Source organism: Listeria rocourtiae FSL F6-920 (assembly GCF_000525975.1).
Classification (GTDB): Bacteria; Bacillota; Bacilli; order Lactobacillales; family Listeriaceae; genus Listeria_A; species Listeria_A rocourtiae.
The window spans coordinates 12,388-31,060 of record NZ_AODK01000013.1 but is presented as its reverse complement, the minus strand read 5'-3'; the positions used below and the strand labels follow the sequence as shown (position 1 = coordinate 31,060).

At 39.0% G+C, this 18,673-nt stretch carries 17 protein-coding genes, 4 pseudogenes and 1 riboswitch; of the genes and pseudogenes, 15 read left to right on the top strand and 6 right to left on the bottom strand.

The features are described from left to right. Positions 1 to 41 precede the first annotated feature (41 nt). From PROCOU_RS05400 to PROCOU_RS05395, 3 genes are all read left to right on the top strand, one after another. Positions 42 to 554: a DUF5105 domain-containing protein gene (locus tag PROCOU_RS05400; protein WP_036070211.1), complete on the top strand. Its 513-nt coding sequence runs from the start codon at positions 42 to 44 to the stop codon at positions 552 to 554. Next, a complete protein-coding gene (locus tag PROCOU_RS17975) occupies positions 520 to 681 on the top strand; it encodes a hypothetical protein (RefSeq protein WP_167549796.1) in 162 nt (53 codons plus the stop codon). The genes PROCOU_RS05400 and PROCOU_RS17975 overlap by 35 nt, the downstream gene beginning before the upstream one ends. A gap of 110 nt (positions 682 to 791) precedes the next feature. Then, on the top strand, positions 792 to 1,433 hold the full coding sequence (locus PROCOU_RS05395) for a DUF5105 domain-containing protein (protein ID WP_036070210.1): 642 nt from the start codon (positions 792 to 794) through the stop codon (positions 1,431 to 1,433). A gap of 62 nt (positions 1,434 to 1,495) precedes the next feature. Here PROCOU_RS05395 and PROCOU_RS05390 read toward each other — a convergent pair whose 3' ends face one another. Both PROCOU_RS05390 and rarD read right to left on the bottom strand, forming a co-directional pair. After that, the gene (locus tag PROCOU_RS05390; RefSeq protein WP_036070209.1) at positions 1,496 to 2,128 is read right to left on the bottom strand and encodes an NAD(P)-dependent oxidoreductase; all 633 of its coding nucleotides are present in this window, start codon (positions 2,126 to 2,128) and stop codon (positions 1,496 to 1,498) included. A 151-nt stretch (positions 2,129 to 2,279) separates the two neighbouring features. Further along, positions 2,280 to 3,188, bottom strand: a complete 909-nt coding sequence (rarD, locus tag PROCOU_RS05385; protein WP_036070206.1) for an EamA family transporter RarD — start codon at positions 3,186 to 3,188, stop codon at positions 2,280 to 2,282. Positions 3,189 to 3,319: 131 nt separating this feature from the next. On the opposite strand from rarD, the gene PROCOU_RS05380 reads away from it, so the two are divergent. Then, positions 3,320 to 3,781 carry a hypothetical protein gene (locus PROCOU_RS05380; RefSeq protein ID WP_133619741.1) on the top strand — a complete coding sequence of 154 codons (462 nt, stop codon included), beginning with the start codon at positions 3,320 to 3,322 and terminating at the stop codon, positions 3,779 to 3,781. 53 nt (positions 3,782 to 3,834) lie between these two features. Here the strand turns inward: PROCOU_RS05380 and PROCOU_RS05375 are convergent, their stop codons facing one another. Together PROCOU_RS05375 and PROCOU_RS05370 are read right to left on the bottom strand one after the other, a co-directional pair. Continuing rightward, on the bottom strand, positions 3,835 to 4,365 hold the full coding sequence (locus PROCOU_RS05375; RefSeq protein ID WP_036070203.1) for a YceI family protein: 531 nt from the start codon (positions 4,363 to 4,365) through the stop codon (positions 3,835 to 3,837). A 41-nt stretch (positions 4,366 to 4,406) separates the two neighbouring features. Beyond that, complete coding sequence (locus PROCOU_RS05370; protein ID WP_036070202.1) at positions 4,407 to 4,847, bottom strand: MarR family winged helix-turn-helix transcriptional regulator; 441 nt, start codon at positions 4,845 to 4,847, stop codon at positions 4,407 to 4,409. Positions 4,848 to 5,040: 193 nt separating this feature from the next. Between PROCOU_RS05370 and PROCOU_RS05365 the strand changes: the two genes are divergently transcribed. Next, a complete protein-coding gene (locus PROCOU_RS05365) occupies positions 5,041 to 5,499 on the top strand; it encodes a MarR family transcriptional regulator (protein WP_036070199.1) in 459 nt (152 codons plus the stop codon). A gap of 578 nt (positions 5,500 to 6,077) precedes the next feature. After that, positions 6,078 to 6,272, top strand: coding sequence for a hypothetical protein (locus PROCOU_RS05360; RefSeq protein ID WP_036070198.1), 195 nt, complete (start codon positions 6,078 to 6,080; stop codon positions 6,270 to 6,272). 101 nt (positions 6,273 to 6,373) lie between these two features. Here the strand turns inward: PROCOU_RS05360 and PROCOU_RS05355 are convergent. After that, positions 6,374 to 7,802, bottom strand: a pseudogene (locus PROCOU_RS05355) (amino acid permease). Between the two features lie 165 nt (positions 7,803 to 7,967). Beyond that, a riboswitch (Lysine riboswitch) is annotated at positions 7,968 to 8,165 on the bottom strand. A 78-nt stretch (positions 8,166 to 8,243) separates the two neighbouring features. Continuing rightward, positions 8,244 to 9,017, bottom strand: a complete 774-nt coding sequence (gene ytvA, locus PROCOU_RS05350; protein WP_036070197.1) for a YtvA family blue-light photoreceptor — start codon at positions 9,015 to 9,017, stop codon at positions 8,244 to 8,246. Between the two features lie 236 nt (positions 9,018 to 9,253). On the opposite strand from ytvA, the gene PROCOU_RS05345 reads away from it, so the two are divergent. From PROCOU_RS05345 to PROCOU_RS05305, 9 genes and pseudogenes are all read left to right on the top strand, one after another. Then, positions 9,254 to 9,895, top strand: a complete 642-nt coding sequence (locus tag PROCOU_RS05345; protein ID WP_036070196.1) for a GTP pyrophosphokinase — start codon at positions 9,254 to 9,256, stop codon at positions 9,893 to 9,895. A gap of 14 nt (positions 9,896 to 9,909) precedes the next feature. Beyond that, positions 9,910 to 11,971: pseudogene (locus tag PROCOU_RS05340) on the top strand (Na+/H+ antiporter). A 184-nt stretch (positions 11,972 to 12,155) separates the two neighbouring features. Then, positions 12,156 to 12,699: pseudogene (locus tag PROCOU_RS05335) on the top strand (helix-turn-helix domain-containing protein). A 12-nt stretch (positions 12,700 to 12,711) separates the two neighbouring features. Beyond that, a complete protein-coding gene (locus PROCOU_RS05330; protein ID WP_036070195.1) occupies positions 12,712 to 13,803 on the top strand; it encodes an ABC transporter ATP-binding protein in 1,092 nt (363 codons plus the stop codon). 4 nt (positions 13,804 to 13,807) lie between these two features. Next, complete coding sequence (locus PROCOU_RS05325; RefSeq protein ID WP_036070190.1) at positions 13,808 to 14,617, top strand: ABC transporter permease; 810 nt, start codon at positions 13,808 to 13,810, stop codon at positions 14,615 to 14,617. Beyond that, entirely contained in the window at positions 14,614 to 15,411 is a 798-nt protein-coding gene (locus tag PROCOU_RS05320; protein ID WP_036070189.1) for an ABC transporter permease, read from the top strand. The genes PROCOU_RS05325 and PROCOU_RS05320 overlap by 4 nt, the downstream gene beginning before the upstream one ends. Continuing rightward, positions 15,408 to 16,482, top strand: a pseudogene (locus tag PROCOU_RS17425) (ABC transporter substrate-binding protein). Before PROCOU_RS05320 ends, PROCOU_RS17425 begins: the two are co-directional and overlap by 4 nt. A gap of 113 nt (positions 16,483 to 16,595) precedes the next feature. Continuing rightward, positions 16,596 to 17,042: a VOC family protein gene (locus PROCOU_RS05310; RefSeq protein ID WP_036070188.1), complete on the top strand. Its 447-nt coding sequence runs from the start codon at positions 16,596 to 16,598 to the stop codon at positions 17,040 to 17,042. Positions 17,043 to 17,204: 162 nt separating this feature from the next. Continuing rightward, positions 17,205 to 18,542 (top strand): WxL domain-containing protein, encoded by a 1,338-nt coding sequence (locus tag PROCOU_RS05305; protein WP_036070183.1) that lies wholly within the window; start codon positions 17,205 to 17,207, stop codon positions 18,540 to 18,542. Positions 18,543 to 18,673 lie beyond the last annotated feature (131 nt).

The window sequence follows — 18,673 nt, the reverse complement described above, 5'->3', positions numbered from 1 at the left end:
GGAAGTATGAAAATAAGATGGATAAATGAGGAGTGTATCACATGAAGAAAAAGTTAGCTTTACTACTTGTTGCAGTTTTAACAGTTGCAATTGCTCTAACAGCTTGTGGAAACAGTGCTATAGAGCCAAAAGATGCTGCAAATATAGCGGTCAATACAATTATGTTTGATAAAGATACAGATAAATATAAGGATACATTCGGCACAAGCGCTACTGCATTACAAAAAAACAATAAAGAATTATTTACAAAAAGACTAGCGAGTAGTTTGAAAATAAAAGATGGTAGCATGGATAATAAAATTAGCGACTTGTACGATGCCTATATTAAGCGTGCTAAAACAGTTGCAAAATACACGACAAAAGTGACAAATGATGATAAGAAAAAGCCGACTGTTAAAATTTCCGTTAATGGTCTAGATATGGCCGCTACTCAAGATGAAAGGTTAGCGGATTTTAAAGCGAAAGTAAAAGCTGACCCATCCATTGAAAAAGATGTGAAAAAAACAGCACAAGCAGTACTTGACGGCTATCAAAAAAAGTGTTGCCAAGGCTAAAGCTTCTAAAAAGTCTGTTCAAATAGCGTTGAATTTAGAAGCGAATGAAGACCAATGGAAAATCAAAGATGATGAAGCTTTCGCGAATAAACTGTATCGTGCATTTTTTACAGGAACAGCGCAATAAAGCTTTCTACGAATGATTTGTGAACGTCCTAGCTAAATACTTGTAATCTGCCTGGATTCCTTTAAAATAGGAAGAGTATGAAATAAAATTGGGGAAAAGGAGTGTATTACATGAAGAAAAAGTTAGCTTTACTGTTGATTGCGGTTTTAACAGCTGCGATTGCTTTAACAGCATGCGGAAGTGGTCCCATGGAGCCTAAAGAAGCAGCGGATGTGGCTGTCAACACGATTATCTACAATAAAGATACAGATAAATTCAAAGATGTTTTCGGCGAGGATGCAGCGAATTTACAAAAAGAAATCAAAACAGGTTTCAAAAAAGGGTTTACAAGTAGTTTAAATATCACGGATGGCAGTATCGATGATGAAGTCGATAAATTATATGATACATTTGCCAAACGCGTAAAAGACGTAACGAAATACACAACAAAAGTAACGAATGACGACAAGGATAAACCAACTGTTGAAATCTCTGTGAACGGTCTCGATATGACAGGTGTCCAAGCAGAAATGACAACTGCATTGCAAGCGAAGGTAAAAGAAGATCCATCCATTCAAACTGATGCGAAAAAAGCAGCTAAGGCAATGCTTGACGTTTACCAAGAAACAATTGCTAAAGCTAAAGTTTCTGAAAAAGCGGTCAAAGTAAAAATGAATTTAGAGTCAAACAAAGATCAGTGGAAAATTAAAGATGCAGACAAGTTTGCACAAAATCTTTATTTAGCGTTCTTCACTGGAACGGTTCAGTCATAAAGAATAGCAAAACAGAGGACAGCAAAACCTTTTAATTTCGAGGGTTGCTGTCCTTTTTTTGTTTAGCGTTGCCCAACTGTAAAGCGGGCGCGTATATGTTTCGCATTTTCAGCTTCATCCACAAGCGCAATCGCATAGTCTTCCATACTAATATAGCTGTTTCCTTTTGCATCAATAATGAGTTCATCTTTTCCTGTTGCGTAAGTACCTGTACGTTCACCAGGCTCGAATAAACCTGCGGGACTAATAAATGTCCAGTCAAATGTTGCATCTTCTTTTAAATGATTCAGTTGAACCGTTTGTGCGGCTCCTGTTGCATAGTAAGGAGCTTCTTTGAAGGAGGGTGTATCTAGAACTCGGGTACCGTTATCATCTACAAGGGAGCTTGCTGCACCGCCAACAACGATGAGACGAGGTTTTGTTGTGCCGTTTAATTCTGTAATGAGATGGTCCACTGATTTCCAGTGATTATCTGATGCTTCAATGGGGGCACTAAAAGCGTCTATCAAAATGTCTAAATCTGCAACATCTGCTTTTGTAAGACTGAAAATATCTTTTTCCATAACAGTGACAGACGTATCATCTAGCTTGCTAGCGTTGCGTATTATTGCTGTTATTTCGTGACCACGATTTTTTGCTTCGCTTAAGATGCGTGAACCTGTGCGACCTGTTGCTCCGATAATACCAATTTTCATAATAAATAGCCTCCTTAATATTATGTTGTAACTATAATAGTTACAACTATGGATTTAAGTATACCGATTATGATTTAAAATGTAAAGAATAAAGTTTGAGAATATAAAAAAGAGGCATTGGACCTTTGATAGACCTTACCTCTGTGCGGTATTAAGATAGGGATGCCTTTTTGAGTTTGGATGTGATAATTACATTGGAAATGGTAAAAATAAGCAGGGCTGCCCAAATGAACAAGAATGCTATAAGCTGCGTTTTGTCGAAGGCCTCATGGAATACAAAGACGCCTAGTATGAGCATGAGTGTTGGCCCAACGTATTGGATGAAGCCAAGCATGACATAAGAAATTCGTCTGGCGCTTGTTGCAAAGAGGAGCAATGGAATCGCGGTCACAACACCAGCCCCAAAAAGAACGAGATTCGTATCGAAGCCGAAGTGCATAAAGGCATCTTGTGCGAAAAATAGCAAGAAGATAAACGCGAACGGTGCCATAATCAGCGTTTCAATTGTTAAACCGCCCCAGGCACTTATGGGAACTAGTTTCTTAATCAGACCGTAGAGCCCGAATGTGACTGCCATCGAAATAGCGGCCCAAGGGAAGACACCTTGGTGAATTGCTAAAATAAGAACACCAATAGCGGCCGATAGCACGGCTAACATTTCGCCACGGCTTAGTTTTTCTTTTAAGAATATGGTTGCGAGTAGAACGTTTATCAGTGGATTGATATAATATCCGAGGCTCGCGCTGATAACATGACCATCATTGACTGTGAAAATAAAAATAAACCAGTTGGCCGTAATTAGCACCGCAGCAACCGAAATTGCTAAGATTAATTTAGGACGTTTAAAAATGGAGAAGATTTCCGTCCAGACTTCTTTTGTTTTGCCAAGAATGGCGATAATCACGACCATAAACACGAATGACCAGATTATTCGATAAGCTAGAATTTCGCTTGCAGGAACATCGTCAGCCATCTTCCAATATAATGGTAATACTCCCCAGATGAGATAAGCTCCGATTGCAGCTAGTATCCCTTTTAGTTTTTCTTTTTCTGTATGCATGTCCTCACCTTTTCTATTTCAAAATAATAGAACCATTGTAACACATATTTATGGAGTAAAAGATGATAGTTGCTGAAAAAATTTTTTTCGCATATGATAGGGGGAGGACGAGTGAGGAAAGGTGTGTGTTTATGCTGACGAAAAAGCAATTAATGGATGAGAAAAGAGAACAGTTAACGCCAGGAAAGAAGGCGAATATGAAGCCAGCAATGTTTGTTTTAATAGGAATATTAGCTATGAGTACTTTCTTAGTTGTGATGGGCATTATCCATTTAATCAATAAGGACAGTATTCTTTATGTTGGAACGTTTGTACTGACAATTGTAATGGTTTTTATCTGTATTGTGTGTATATTAATTGGTGGATACATACTGTGGAAACATTATAGCGTAACAGAAGCAAAATCGATTGTCGCATACTTTTTAATCGGCAGTGGGATTGTGGTTATGTATGTTTTTGTACTTGTATTTTTACTGACGATTTTGCCAAACCTTGGCCCAGTGATGAGTGGAGGGGCGCTTATTGAAATGATTCTGGGCGTTGGTGGACTTATGACTGCAGGATTTGTATGGAAGAAAATCAGGCAGAGTTAAAAAGGTGAAGTTAGGATGCTCTTATTTTGAGCGTCTTAACTTCACCTTTTATGTTATTTGGATACTTCGATTTGGATGTTTAGTTTTACTTCATCACCGATAAGTACGCCGCCCGTTTCTAAAACAGCATTGTAGTTTAATCCGAAGTCTTTGCGATTGAATTTACCAGTTCCCTCAAAGCCTGCAACCATATTGCCGGACATTGGATCTTTGCTTGTCCCTTCGTATTCCACGTTGAAGGTAATTGGTTTTGTAACTGTACGGATTGTCAAATCACCAGTCACTTTATATTCGTTACTGCCATCTGCCACAATGTTTGTAGATTTAAAAGTAATGGATGGATGGTTTTCTACATCGAAGAAATCAGGGCTCTTCAAGTGACCATCACGTGCTTCTTGGCGTGTATCGATTGATGCTGCGTCCACTGTAAATGCAAGGCTTGCTGTTGTTAAATCTTCTGGGTCAAGTGTTAAATCAGCACTAAAATCTTTGAAAGCACCTTTCACTTTAGATACCATCATATGTTTTACTTGAAACTCGATTGAACTGTGTGCTGGGTCTACATTCCATTTTTCTACTGTCATTTTAAAATTCCTCCAATTAGTATGTTTTGTTGGCGCCATCTTTATTTTGCTCGCCAGTGGGATTCGGCCTTTAATCCGATGTTTTTTAATCCCGTTATTAATGTTTCCTTTTCCTCCTCATCTAAAACATTGAATTGTTCTTTTATCAATGCTTCAAATTGCGGAAATAGGTTGCCGATAAAATCTCTACCTTGCTCTGTTAGCTCTGCATACACGATACGTCTGTCGCCTGGATCTGGTTTGCGTACTAAGTAACGTTTCTTTTCAAGTTTTGTAACCATGTATGTCGTGTTGCCATTGGAAATAAGGTTTTTCTGACCGATAGTTTGGAGTTGCTGGGGGCCAAGATGATAAATTTGTTCTAAAACACCGAATTCACTAGGTGTAATACCATACTCCTCAACCAATTTAGCTGTGAGTTTTTGAATCCATCCAGTCGAACGAAGCAAAACGGTAAACAATTTTAAATCAATATTGTCCAAGGATATCACCTCGCTTCAACAAAATGTTTTAATATCAAAATAACTTACAAACAAATAATAACATACTAATAAAAAGTAAGTCAAGTGATTTATAAAAAAAAGTTTAAAAAAAGAGGATTTCGTTAAGTTTATGTAAAAATCATTGTGTATAATAGAAAGTAGCGTAAAATAGAAGAGGAAGAGGTGATATCAGATGGAATTGAGTGAAGATAGAGTAAATCGGGTACGGGATGTGTTGGGCTCTTACTGGGCAATCAATCGAATTACCGCGAAACATGCTGAGCAGAATGCACTAAGTTTAGGCTTGTCGTTACAGCAAATGGCGATACTTAATATTTTGTACGGACGTCCAGGATCGACAGTAGACGACTTAAAAAAGAAATTATTCACATCAACAGAAGTCATTTCGGCAAATGTGGACGGATTAGTTCACGCCAGATTAGTTGAAAAAATGAATACCGAATTCGTAGAAAATGCAGATGCTTGGCGTTTACAATTAACAGAAAAAGGAAAGGAAATGTCCGAACGCTCAACGCAAAACGCTTTTGCTTATAAGGCTATGTTGAAAGCTTTGGACGAGATAGATGATGAGGATATCGATACATTGATTAGGATAAACAGAAAGATTGAAGGATTGTTGAAAGCCGATTGAGGCACAAGACGACGAATAATAGCATGTGCAACTGGGTATACAGCGAGGATTAAGAGCATCGATTGGGATTGGATGCACCACTTTATAACAATGAGTGATCTGTGTGAAGTGGCAGGATATCCAGTGTCTGACTTAGGAGTAACAAAAAGTTGGATGGGAGAAAAGATACGTGATAGGTTTTATGATTGTTATCACCAAAATAGAGGAAGAATGCAATTACCAATCAAATATTGATAGATTTCTGCCTATCTTTGCTAAAAAAGAAACAGGTTAGATTTTAAGATGTATAAAGAAATGAGTGAAGAAGATTTAGCTAACCAGAGATAATTTTCAAATAAAGCAAGGAATTATTGATTATGAGAATTTTCTTGCTTTACGAATGTTTTTGGGAAAGGTGCTATGAAAATGGTATGTTTCTTTTTCGTATATGTCAAAGGAGAAGGCACTTTTTATTAGCTTTGCAATGGTTCCACACCTGACAATAGATGCTGAAAAATGAGATATCAGGCTACAGGTAATCATGCTGAAACTAGGTATACTGATAAGTAATGGGTAAGAGAGATATGGTGGTGAGGACATTGTTTAAGAAATTGAATCATTTTTATGACGAGCATCCTTATTGGGGTGTCTTGATAGCAGCTGCTGTAGGTAGTGTGATAGGTATCTTAATAGAATATACAGTTAATGATAACTTTATTGGATCAGCCATTTATACCGTATCATTTTATTCTATTTTGATGTTGTTAGTTGGAGAAGGGAGAAAAAAGAAATAGCTCAAAATCTAGATATTTTTAAGAGGATAGGTATCCGTTGATATAAAAATCAACGGATGCCTATCCTCTTTACACTCTTCTTCTAATACTAGTATATATTCTTAATCTCGTTTTCCTTCTGCATAAGAGTGTTCATCAAAGGAGCATTCATCAAGCGGTATAACTTTTGATTTTTGTGTATATTTATAAATGAGCCAAAATGCTAGGAAAATAGGAAGCCCGATGTAGGAAATCCCGATTTTTTGCCACCACTGTGGATTTGTAATTTCTGGATGTAAGAAGGCGTTGTAATCTTGTCCAACGATAACGAAAAGACATAGTACCAGCGCCAAAATCGGGCCAAACGGGAAAAACTTTGCTTTGTATTTTAAGTCATCTAGGTTTAAACCTTGTTTTACGTAGGCACGTCGGAAACGATAATGACTAATCGCGATACCAACCCATGCAATGAAACCAGTTAGTCCAGATGCGCTTAGGAGCCATGTATAAATAACTGTACCATTGTCACTCAAAGTTGTGATAAATGTCATTGCACCAACGATGGTTGTCATAATTAGTGCGGCCATTGGAATACCACGGCGATTTACCTTTGATAGGAATTTCGGTGCCTTACCGTCTTTTGCCATCGACCATAACATTCGAGTTGAGGCGTAAAGTCCAGAGTTACCAGCGGATAATACAGAAGTCAGGATAACTGCATTCATAACAGAAGCCGCAATTGCCAAACCAGCTTTTTCAAAAACGAGCGTGAACGGACTAATAGCAACGTCTGTAGCCTCACCACCGAGTAAGTTTGGACTAGTATAGGGAATAATCATACCGATAATGAAAATCGCGAAAATGTAGAAAAGCAAGATGCGCCAGAAAACTTGTTTAATGGCCTTAGGTACACTTTTTTCAGGTGTCGCACTTTCTCCAGCTGCAATCCCAACGAGTTCAGTTCCTTGGAAGGAGAATCCAGCGAGCAGGAATGTCCCAAGTATAGCGAAGAATCCTCCGTTAAATGGAGCATCTCCTTTTGTAAAGTTTTCAAAACCGATGAAATGACCGCCGAGTATACCTAGAATCGTTAGAACACCGATAATTAAGAAGACGATAACAGTGATTACTTTGATGATGGAAAACCAATATTCTGATTCGCCATAAGCTTTGACAGATAAGGCGTTTTAGACCAAAGATGAGCAATAAGAATACGGCACTCCATAGCCAAGCCGGAGCATCTGGATACCAAAATTGAATAATGAGTGCGGCGGTTGAAATATCAACGGCTAGCGTGATGGCCCAGTTAAACCAGTAGTTCCAGCCAAGCGCAAATCCAAAGGCTGGATCAACGAAACGAGAAGCATATGTACTAAAGGAACCTGAAACCGGCATATATGTTGCCATTTCACCAAGGCTTGTCATTAAAAAATAAACCATGAGGCCAATTGCGGCATAGGCGACGAGTGCGCCACCAGGTCCTGCAACGGCTATCGCATTTCCGCTCGCTAGGAATAACCCTGTTCCAATGGAGCCTCCAATCGCAATCATCGATAAATGACGCGTTTTTAAATCTCTCCGAATGTGACCTTGTTGCTGTTCTTTTTTCAAAAATAAAACTCCCTTTCTACTCTGTTTAAAATGAGGTTTCGGGAATAAAAAAACTAATCCCGTGTGCTTCTTTCGAGATTAGTCTATAGATACCAACATCAAAAAGCGTTAGATAGCACATCCGTTTCGTCAAGCTAATGGCAAAAACGGCAGTCCTGTTTCTTTCGATAACAGTCCCAGCTAAAGAACAGTCATAAACCTGTCTTCACTTCGGCGAGCATCCTTTTCGCGCGGGGTCATCAGTGTTTTATGCACCTCGCTTTTTCCGCGTTACTTGTGAATTTCGCAACCTCTACCTCACCGATTGATGAGGATTTTATTAAGTTTTCATGTACTATACTAACGAATTTAACAAGGAATTGCAAGGCTTTTTTTTGAGGGTTATACGTTTTTAAGTGCTTCACGAACAGTACTAAAAGTAGGAATGCTCGGCAGGCGATTGTCATAGTTGACCATTAGCATGGCGAATCGTGGCGAAACACCAGTCAACATGAGGCTTACCCCAGTTAGTTTCGTCAGGGCTAAAAACTTGATTAGGTTTGCAGCAACATCTTCATTGAAATCAGCAAGTCCAGAAATGTCCATAATTAGGTAATCGATATGACTAACATCCAAATAAGAGGCCACATTTTGCGTCATTTCTTCAAAGCGATCTGTTGATAATGCACCGACTAAGGGGAGTACCGCAACCCCTTGTTGTACAGGAACGATAGGTGTCGACATTTTGACGATTTCTTCTATCGAATCTTCTAGTAACATTTTGTATTTTTCTTCGCGCGTGACATCTCGTTGAATCCCGATAAAGTAGTTTTTACCAGAAGCTTCATCATAGATTGGATCAATTGTGAGTTCATTGAAAAAGATATCACCGTTTTTGCGATAGTTTTGTAGGAATACGCTGACAGTAGTGCGATTTTTGACGGCTTGACTTATTTTAGCGGTTGCCGTTTTGTCCGTTTTTGGACCTTGGAGCATGCGACAATTTTTCCCATTAACTTCTTCAGAGGTGTAGCCAGTGATTCGTTCGAAGCCACTATTGACATAAATAATTGGATTTCCCGGCAGGTCAGCATCTGTAATGATAACGCCAACACTAGTCATATTTAACGCTTTTAAAATAATATTGAATTGTAATTCTGCTTTTTTATTTAACATCCCGAACAAGCCCCCGATTCCTTTTGATACGTTCATCATACCAAAGAATACCGTGAATAGGAACGGATTTTGTGGAATTCATATGTAGTTCATAAAAGTAGCTTATACTTGTAAATTATAAAGTGATGATAAAATAGTAAGAAATCTCTTTTATTTTACGATTTACTGTGCGCAAACTTGTAAAATGTAGTAATATAGGAAGGTATAATAGTGAAGTGGAGAGAGGAGTTATTTTTGTGCAACAACCTTCCGTAAATGAGTTGAAAGAATGGCGCAATGTGATGTTAATGCATCGTTTTGCCTTAGAAGAGGTCAATACGAAATTAAAGATACTGAATGATGAGTTTCAGTTTCTTCATGATTATAATCCAATGGAACATTTGAAATCGCGGGTGAAAAGTTTCGAGAGTTTAACCGCGAAATTAGAGAAAAAAGGGCTGGATATTACACCAGAAAACGCGTATGAGCACGTGTATGACATTGCCGGGATTCGAGTTACTTGTTCTTTTGTTTCGGATATTTATAAGATTTATGAGATGTTGGCGAATCAGGATGATATGACCATCTTGAAGGTAAAAGATTATGTGGAAAATCCGAAGCCAAATGGATATCGGAGTCTGCATTTGATTTGTGAAGTACCGATTTTCTTAACAAATACGTCGCGTAAAATGTGCGTGGAAATCCAGATTAGAACGGTTGCTATGGATTTTTGGGCGAGTTTGGAGCATAAGATTTATTATAAGTATAAATCGACAGCACCAGCCCATTTGACGCAGGAATTATACGAAGCAGCGGCAATTATCCAGCATTTGGATGAGAAAATGAAATATTTAAACGACGAGATTGATCAATATAAAAATGAGGTTGAGGGCGAATAAGGGGTTGAAAAAGGGTGGAAATATTTTATTACGTATTAATTATGCTAGCAGCGATTTTAATTTCGAATGTGGTGAACCGGTTTATTCCATTTGTATCGATTCCGTTGATACAAATCGGATTAGGTGTTATAGTCGCTGTTTTGCCGCTTGCCTTTGAGCTGAAATTAAATCCAGAACTATTTTTGGTGCTTTTCATCGCGCCGTTGCTTTTTAATGATGGCAAACGAACGGATCGTCAGGCGTTGTGGAATCTACGTGCGCCGATTTTGATGTTAGCATTGGGGCTCGTTTTTGTGACAGTGCTCGTGATTGGCTACTTCGTTAATTGGATGATACCTACGATTCCACTTGCAGCCGCTTTTGCTTTGGCGGCAGCACTTGCACCAACTGATGCAGTGGCTGTGGGCTCGCTTTCGGGACGGATTGATTTACCAAAGAAAATCACGCATCTGCTTGAGGGGGAGGCCTTGATGAATGATGCATCAGGGTTGGTTGCCTTTCAATTTGCGATTGCAGCAATGGTGACAGGTGTATTTTCGATTTGGAACGCATCGGTAAGCTTTATCGTTATTGCTGTTGGTGGGATTATTTGCGGACTAGCTCTGACTTTTATTAAATTTAGATTCTTGAAATGGATTCGAAAGCTTGGTATGGAAGATGTTACGCTACATATGTTAATTCAAATTTTGACACCGTTTGTTATTTATTTGGTCGCCGAGGAGCTGCATGTATCCGGTATTTTGGCTGTTGTGGCAGCTGGAATTATGCACGCTTTTGAGAAGCGCAAAATGGACCCGATGACGGTAAAATTAAATGTGGTGTCACAAGGTACATGGTCAGTTATTATTTTCGTGTTGAACGGTTTAGTATTTATTATTTTAGGAACGCAACTGCCAGATATTATTCAAGTTGTATGGCAAAATTCAGGTGTAAGTAATTGGCAAGTAGTAGGTTATGTTCTTTTGATTACGTTCAGTTTGATTGGTATCCGGTTCTTGTGGATTCATTTAAGTTGGCTGATTCCTCAGTTGATGAAAGGAAAAGATTCGAGTAAGCCAAATATGCGCGCGACCGTACTAACTTCGCTGTCGGGTGTTCGTGGTGCGGTAACACTTGCTTCGGCGCTTTCGATTCCATTCGTCTTAGCGGATGGTAGCCCATTTCCGCAGCGATCCTTGATTATATGCATTGCCTCAGGCGTTATTTTATGCTCGCTTATTATTGCAACAGCGATTTTACCGATTTTGGCTCGGAAAGACGAAAGTAAATCGGATAGTCCGCGTGCTGAAAAATCGATGAAATTGAGTGTTTGTCGCCATGTTGTGGAGCAACTGAGTAAAGAAATAACATCGGAAAATAAGGTAGCAACACAGGTCGTTATGGATGATTACCGAGGCCGCATGCGCGCTATTCAAAAAGAAGATATTGACATGAGTAGGCAACGAGAAATCGATAAAGAACAGCAGGCTTTACGTTTACAGATAGTACAATGGGAAAAAGAAAATACCGATTTACTGGTAAGCCAAGGTGAAGCAGGCAAACAAGCTGCCAGTCGTTATCATAACTACTTAGATTCGATGGAAAAGGCGTTGTCAGGTAGAGGAAAATCGCGTTCTGGTTTGATGAGAATGATGTTTAAGCGGCTGACTCGTCAAGTGTTGCATCCGAAACAATGGCAAAAGGCGAAGGTACGAATGGATGAAATCAAGCAAAATAAGGAACAGTATGAAGCGATGTTCCAAGAAATTAGGGACTTGCGTGAAAAAAAATGCGAGTGTTGTGAAGGCTAAGCTGGTGGACATGCTTGACGAGACGAATCAGGCAGTGATTTGGCCGCTGATTAATGAGAACAAACGGATTTTGGAGCAATTGAAGCAAGATCGCGGTAGCATCAAATCACGAGAATCATTCGAACAAGCGAAAAAAGATGTGCAACTACAAGCAATTCAAATTGAGCGTGATGTAATTCAAAATCTCTTTGAACAAGGAAAAATCTCTCGGGATTTAACACGTGAATTACGACAGAATTTAAATCTATATGAGACGTATTATTTTGGAAGTGAAGAATTAGCATAATGCTAAAGCTTGGTGAGAGTTTATGAACTTTCATCAAGCTTCTTTTTTTTTTGTAAAAAAGTATTGCAGTTCAAGCGCATCATGTTGTATAATTAGCGGTATTGCAGTAAACATGAAGTTTAATATTACTAAACAATAATGACTTTGTGTTTACTTCTACTAAACTGATAGGAAGGTTGCGACTATGGATATTGGCAAGCGGATTAAGAATTTACGACTAAGTAAGAATTTGACGCAGGAAGAGCTTGGGGAACGAACGGATCTGACGAAAGGCTATATTTCGCAGTTGGAGCGTGATCTAAGCTCACCTTCTATCGAAACATTATTTGATATTTTAGAGGTGCTTGGTTGTACGCCGAAAGAATTTTTTGATGAAGAAGAACAGGAGCAGAAAGTGGTGTACGATGCGAGCGAGCATACTTTTTTTTGAAGATGAGGAAAAAGGGTATCAAGTAAAGTGGCTGGTGCCTGAATCTAATGAGAAGGAAATCGAGCCGGTGTATTTAACGCTATCAGAGCATGGTGCTTTTAAACAATTTGAGCCCTCGCTATCGGAGACATTTGCTTATGTGTTGGAAGGCCAAGTAACGATTAAATTAGGTAAGAAAAAATATATAGCAAAAAAAGGCGAGGCAATCTATTTCCACGCTTCGGATGAGCATCAAATATGTAACGAGGAAGATGTGCCTGCAACGCTAATTTTAGTAGCCACGGATTCATATTTATAAGGAGGAATTTATATGGCAGAAACAATTATTCGCTTTGAAAATGTGACAAAGCAGTTTGATAATGATCCACCAGTACTTGATAATGTAAGTTTTGAGATTGAAAAGGGGAAGTTCTATACGTTACTCGGTCCCTCTGGATGTGGAAAAACGACGATTTTGCGACTTATTGCTGGTTTCTTGGAGGCTAGTGAGGGAAAAATTTTTCTAAATGATAAAGTGATTAACGATATTCCGGCGAATAAGAGGCCTGTTAATACGGTTTTTCAAGATTATGCGTTGTTCCCACATTTGAATGTATTTGAAAACGTGGCCTTCGGTTTGCGTATTAAGAAGTTGAAAAAAGATGCAATCATACAAAAAGTAACGGAAGCATTGCGATTTGTAAACTTGGCGGGTTATGAGCAACGTGAGATTACAGAAATGTCTGGTGGCCAACGTCAACGTGTCGCGATTGCGCGTGCAATTGTGAATGAACCGGAAGTTATTTTGCTGGATGAGCCTTTATCGGCACTTGATTTAAAGTTGCGGACAGAGATGCAATATGAATTGCGTGACTTGCAACGCCGACTTGGAATTACATTTATTTTCGTGACACATGATCAAGAAGAGGCACTGGCGATGAGTGATGAGATTTTTGTGTTGAATAAGGGAGAGATCCAGCAAAGTGGGACACCGATGGATATTTATGATGAGCCAATTAATCGGTTTGTGGCAGATTTTATCGGTGAATCGAATATTGTTGCAGGTAAAATGGTACAAGACTTTGAAGTGGAATTTGTAGAACGTCGATTTGAGTGTGTCGATCAAGGTTTCAATCCTAATGAGGTTGTGGAAGTGATTATTCGCCCTGAGGATTTGGAGATTACGACAGAGGAAAAAGGAAATCTGCGTGTAACTGTTGACTGGGTATTATTCCGCGGCGTTCATTATGAAATTGGCTGTATTGATGAGGACGGGAATGAGTGGCTTGTTCATTCGACAAGAAAAGCAAGAATTGGTGAAAAATTAGGGCTGGCATTTGATCCGGAAGCAATTCATATTATGCGTCTTGGTGAAACAGAAGAAGAATTCGATGCCCGTCTAGAAAGTTACGAAGAGGCGTAGTACGATGACAAGACGCGCGCGGACTTTTTATTTGATACCTTATGCCTTTTGGATTTTGCTTTTTGTTATCGCACCAATTGTGTTAATTGCATACTACTCATTTTTTGATATTGATGGGAATTTTACGTTTTCGAATTATGTGAATTTCTTTACGCCAGTTTATTTGAAAATGATGGTAAGCTCATTTTGGTATGCGTTTTTGATTATGCTTTTTGCATTATTGATTTCGTATCCGACAGCACTTGTTTTGACAAAATTGAAACATAAGCAGCTTTGGTTGTTATTAATCATATTACCAACATGGATTAATTTATTGCTTAAAGCCTACGCGTTTATGGGGATTTTTGGGACGTATGGGACGGCGAATAAGTTTTTAGAGTTTATCGGGATTGGTACGAAGCAAATTTTATTTACTGATTTTAGTTTCCTATTTGTATCGACATATATTTTTATCCCATTTATGATTTTGCCGATTTATAATGCGCTGGAAGAGATGAACCCATCGTTAACACATGCGGCCCAAGATTTAGGTGCTACGCGTTGGACTACTTTTTGGCGAGTTGTTTTCCCAATTACGCTCGATGGGGTAAAAGCAGGATGTCAAGCGGTTTTCATTCCAGCATTATCGCTATTTATGATTACTCGTTTGATTGCGGGGAACCGAGTGATTACGCTTGGGACAGCGATTGAGGAGCATTTCTTGGTGACACAAGATTGGGGAATGGGTTCGACAATTGGCGTGTTCCTTATTATTGCGATGTTCATTATTATGTTTGTAAGTGGCACGAAGCGGAAGAAAGGAGCGGTGAAATGAAGAAAAACAAGTGGGGAAAAATTTATTTAGCTGTCGTATTCTTTGTTTTGTACGCACCGATTTTTTATTTGATGTTCTACTCGTTTAATGCGGGCGGAACGATGAACAATTTTAGTGGATTTACATGGGATTACTATAAAGAGGTATTTCAAGATACACGTTTACTAATTATTGTGTTGAATACATTTGTGATCGCTCTGCTTTCTTCTGTTGTAGCAACGATTCTAGGCGTTCTCGGGGCACTTGCGATACGCTACATGCCACGACCGTTTGCAAAAAATTCGCTGCTCAGCTTAAATAATGTATTGATCGTAAGTCCGGATGTTGTAATTGGTGCCTCGTTCTTGATTTTTTTCACGATTTTGGGCGTAAAACTGGGCTTTATTTCAGTACTCGTATCGCATATTGCGTTTAGTATTCCAATTGTAGTCTTGATGGTTTTACCAAAATTGCAAGAGATGAGCCCAACACTAATTGATGCAGCGCGTGATTTGGGGGCAAGCCAGTGGAATGTGCTTAGTAAGGTTATATTGCCATATATTGCACCTGGTGTTTTTGCGGGATTTTTCATGGCTTTGACGTATTCACTAGACGATTTTGCAGTGACATTTTTCGTGACAGGGAATGGTTTTTCAACGCTTTCTGTAGAGATTTATTCGCGGGCACGTCAAGGAATTTCGCTTTCGATTAACGCGTTGTCGACATTATTGTTCTTGTTTACAATTGTGCTTGTAATTGGTTACTACTTTATTAATCAGCGTAATGCCAAGGCGATGGGGGTGCCTAAAAAATGAAGCAATTAGTTCGTATTTTTGGTCTGGTTGTAATTGTGGCGATTTTAATGATGGTGCTCACTTTTTCATTGAATAAGTCAGAAGGTTACTCAGGTGGCAACACACTAACGATTTACAACTGGGGCGATTATGTTGATCCAGATTTATTGAAGAAATTTGAAAAAGAATCTGGAATGAAAGTGATTTATCAAACATTTGATTCAAATGAAGCGATGATGACAAAGATTGAGCAAGGTGGGACAACATTCGATATCGCGGTTCCTAGTGATTATGCGATTAGCAAGATGCGTGAGGAGAACCTTTTGATTCCGCTTGATAAGGCCAAATTGCCGAATATGAAGTATTTAAATCTGCGTTTTATGGATTTGTCATTTGATCCGGAAAATACGTATTCGATGCCATATTTCTGGGGAACGCTTGGTATTATTTATAATAAAAAAATCGTGAAAGATATCCCGTTTACGAGTTGGAATGATTTGTGGCGGCCAGAGCTTAGAAATCAGATTTTACTTATTGATGGTGCACGTGAGGTGATGGGGCTTGGATTGAATAGTCTCGGATACTCGCTCAACAGCACGGATGAGGCGCAGTTGCAAAAGGCTCTTGCAAAGTTAAAAAAAAATGACGCCGAATGTAAAAGCGATTGTTGGGGATGAAATTAAGATTTTGATGGCCGGAAATGAGGCGGGAGTGGCGGTAACGTTCTCTGGTGAGGCGGCTGAGATGTTGGATCAAAATAAGGATTTGGAGTATGTTATTCCGAAAGAAGGATCGAATTTATGGTTCGATAACATGGTCATTCCGAAAACGGCAAAAAATGTGGATGGGGCTCATAAATTCATCAATTTCATGCTAAAACCGGAGAATGCAGCACAAAATGCGGAGTATGTCGGATATGCAACGCCGAATGAGGCTGCTGTGAAACTTTTGCCAAAAGAAATTTCGAGTGATGAACGCTTTTATCCAAATCTAGATCAATTAAAGAACTTAGAAGTTTATGATAATCTAGGCAAGAAGATGTTGGCGCATTACAATGAATTGTTTTTGGAGTTTAAAATGTATCGGAAGTAATGCGTTTGATAGAAATCGCCCAACTTCTATAAATGGCTAACGTATGAATTGTAATTATACGATGTATCAATTATAATCCAAGTGTAACTTCATTTGAAAGGTGGAAAACAAGGATGGCTAAATTATATTCTTATTTAAGTTTTGATAATGCGAAAGAATCGATGGAATACTATAAAGAAGTATTCGGAGCAACTTTATTGAAGCGAATGAGTATGGATGAGAACATGGCGAAAGAATGGGGTATCACAACAGATAATTTGGAAGATACAACGATTCATGGCGGCTTTGTTATATTGGGGAATACGATTTTCTGTAGCGACCGTGATAGCAAAGGCGAGCCGTTTTCTTCCAGTGTTACCATGATGCTTGATTTCAATTCAGAAGACGCAGAAGAAGTTGCAGCGTTGGAGGCCCTATACAAGAATGTTACAGAGAGTGGTGTAGAAATTATCGACGAACTAAAAGAGCAATTCTGGGGTGGAAAAATGGGTATCATTAAAGATAAGTACGGATTAGTGTGGATGTTCCACGCACAACCATATTCAAACCTAGCTCAATAGTATGTCTCATAAGCGACGACCTTGCATCCGTTTTTGGAGTTGGGGTCGTCGCTCTTTTCTATCATGATTTTCTAAAAAGTAGCAAAAGAAGTGATGGTAAGCACGATAGTTCTGATCTAATATTAACCTTTAAAGTAAATTTTAAAGGAGTGTCAACCATTTATGAAGAAGTTAAGTATCATGGCTATGACCGGATTATTAGTTACATCGACAACAGGGAACACGGTTTTAGCGACAACGTATGACGGGTCAGATAGGGCAACAAGCGAAGCGGCGGTTCAGATTTTACCAGGTACGGGGGTTATAGATCCAGAAGTTCCAAATCCGATTGACCCAGAAGAACCGAGTATCCCGATTGATCCGATTAATCCAAATCCAGGATCATTGCGTATCAACCACGTATCTGATTTAAATTTTGGCGATTTCACGTTAACTGGTCGGAAAGAAATGCTTCATGCTAAAAAAGTGACAACCACAACGGGTCAAGATTTACCAGCATTTATTAATATTGCCGACTTACGCGGAACTGGCGACGGCTGGACTTTAAAAGTATCGCAGAGTGGAGAATTGGTTCGTGGCGGAGTACTTACTTTTGATCCTGAATACAATGGTGCAGATCAAGGGATTGAATCGGTTGGCGGTGAGCTAGCAGCAGACGGAGATGAGATTGATGTATTGATTGCTGAGAAAAATGCGGGTATGGGAAGTCATTCTGCGCTACTTGGTGGTATTGACGGTGTATCTTTAACGATTCCAAAAGATGCCACAGTTGGTCAACAAAAAGCCTCATTAAATTGGAATATTGTCGCAGATCCAACAACGGAAATTCCAGAGGAGATAGTAGAAATTCCCGATAATAATTTGCGCGCAGCACTGAAAGAGGAACTCGGTGTAACAGGTGATGATCAAATTACAAAAGCGAAGATGAAAACTTTGACCGAATTTACAGCGGTTGGTAAAGGTATTGAAGAGCTAACAGGAATGGAATACGCAAGCAACTTAAGGATATTAAAACTGGATAACAATAAAATTACGAATGAGAGCATTACTCCGGTAATTCGACTAGCAAAGTTAGAGACTGTGGATTTGGGCGGGAATCAAATAATGAATAGCCAAATATTATCTAATTGGGCTTCTAGTTCTTACGCAAGCTCACTAACACGTATCAATGCTCACAATCAAAACTTAGGTAGAAGACTAAGTGCAGTGAACTCAACGGATGTAGCATTACTTGGCTTAAGGAGGATAGACGGAAATGCCTTGCAAATGAAAAATTTGATTGGTGATTCATCAGGGAACTATTCTAGCCTCGATGCTGTAATGGTTGTTGGTAGTAATGTTGAATTAGATTTCCAATTTATTGAAGCACCAATATTCCAAGTGAACGATGTGCCTAGTGGGACTAGAAGCTTGAAATATCAAGCTTTATGGGAAAGTCCAAAGGTCGGTTTCAGTGCTTATGTGGAAGTGAATGGGTTGGATCTACAAATTGAACCTTAAAATAAAATAAATCGAATAGCGGGCCGAGCCATTAAATTGGTTTAGTTCGCTATTTTATTGTGTTGAAATAAATTTTTCTGATACAGCTTGATTTCTTCCCCCAAGAAGCATAAAATCAAGAGGTTAGCTTA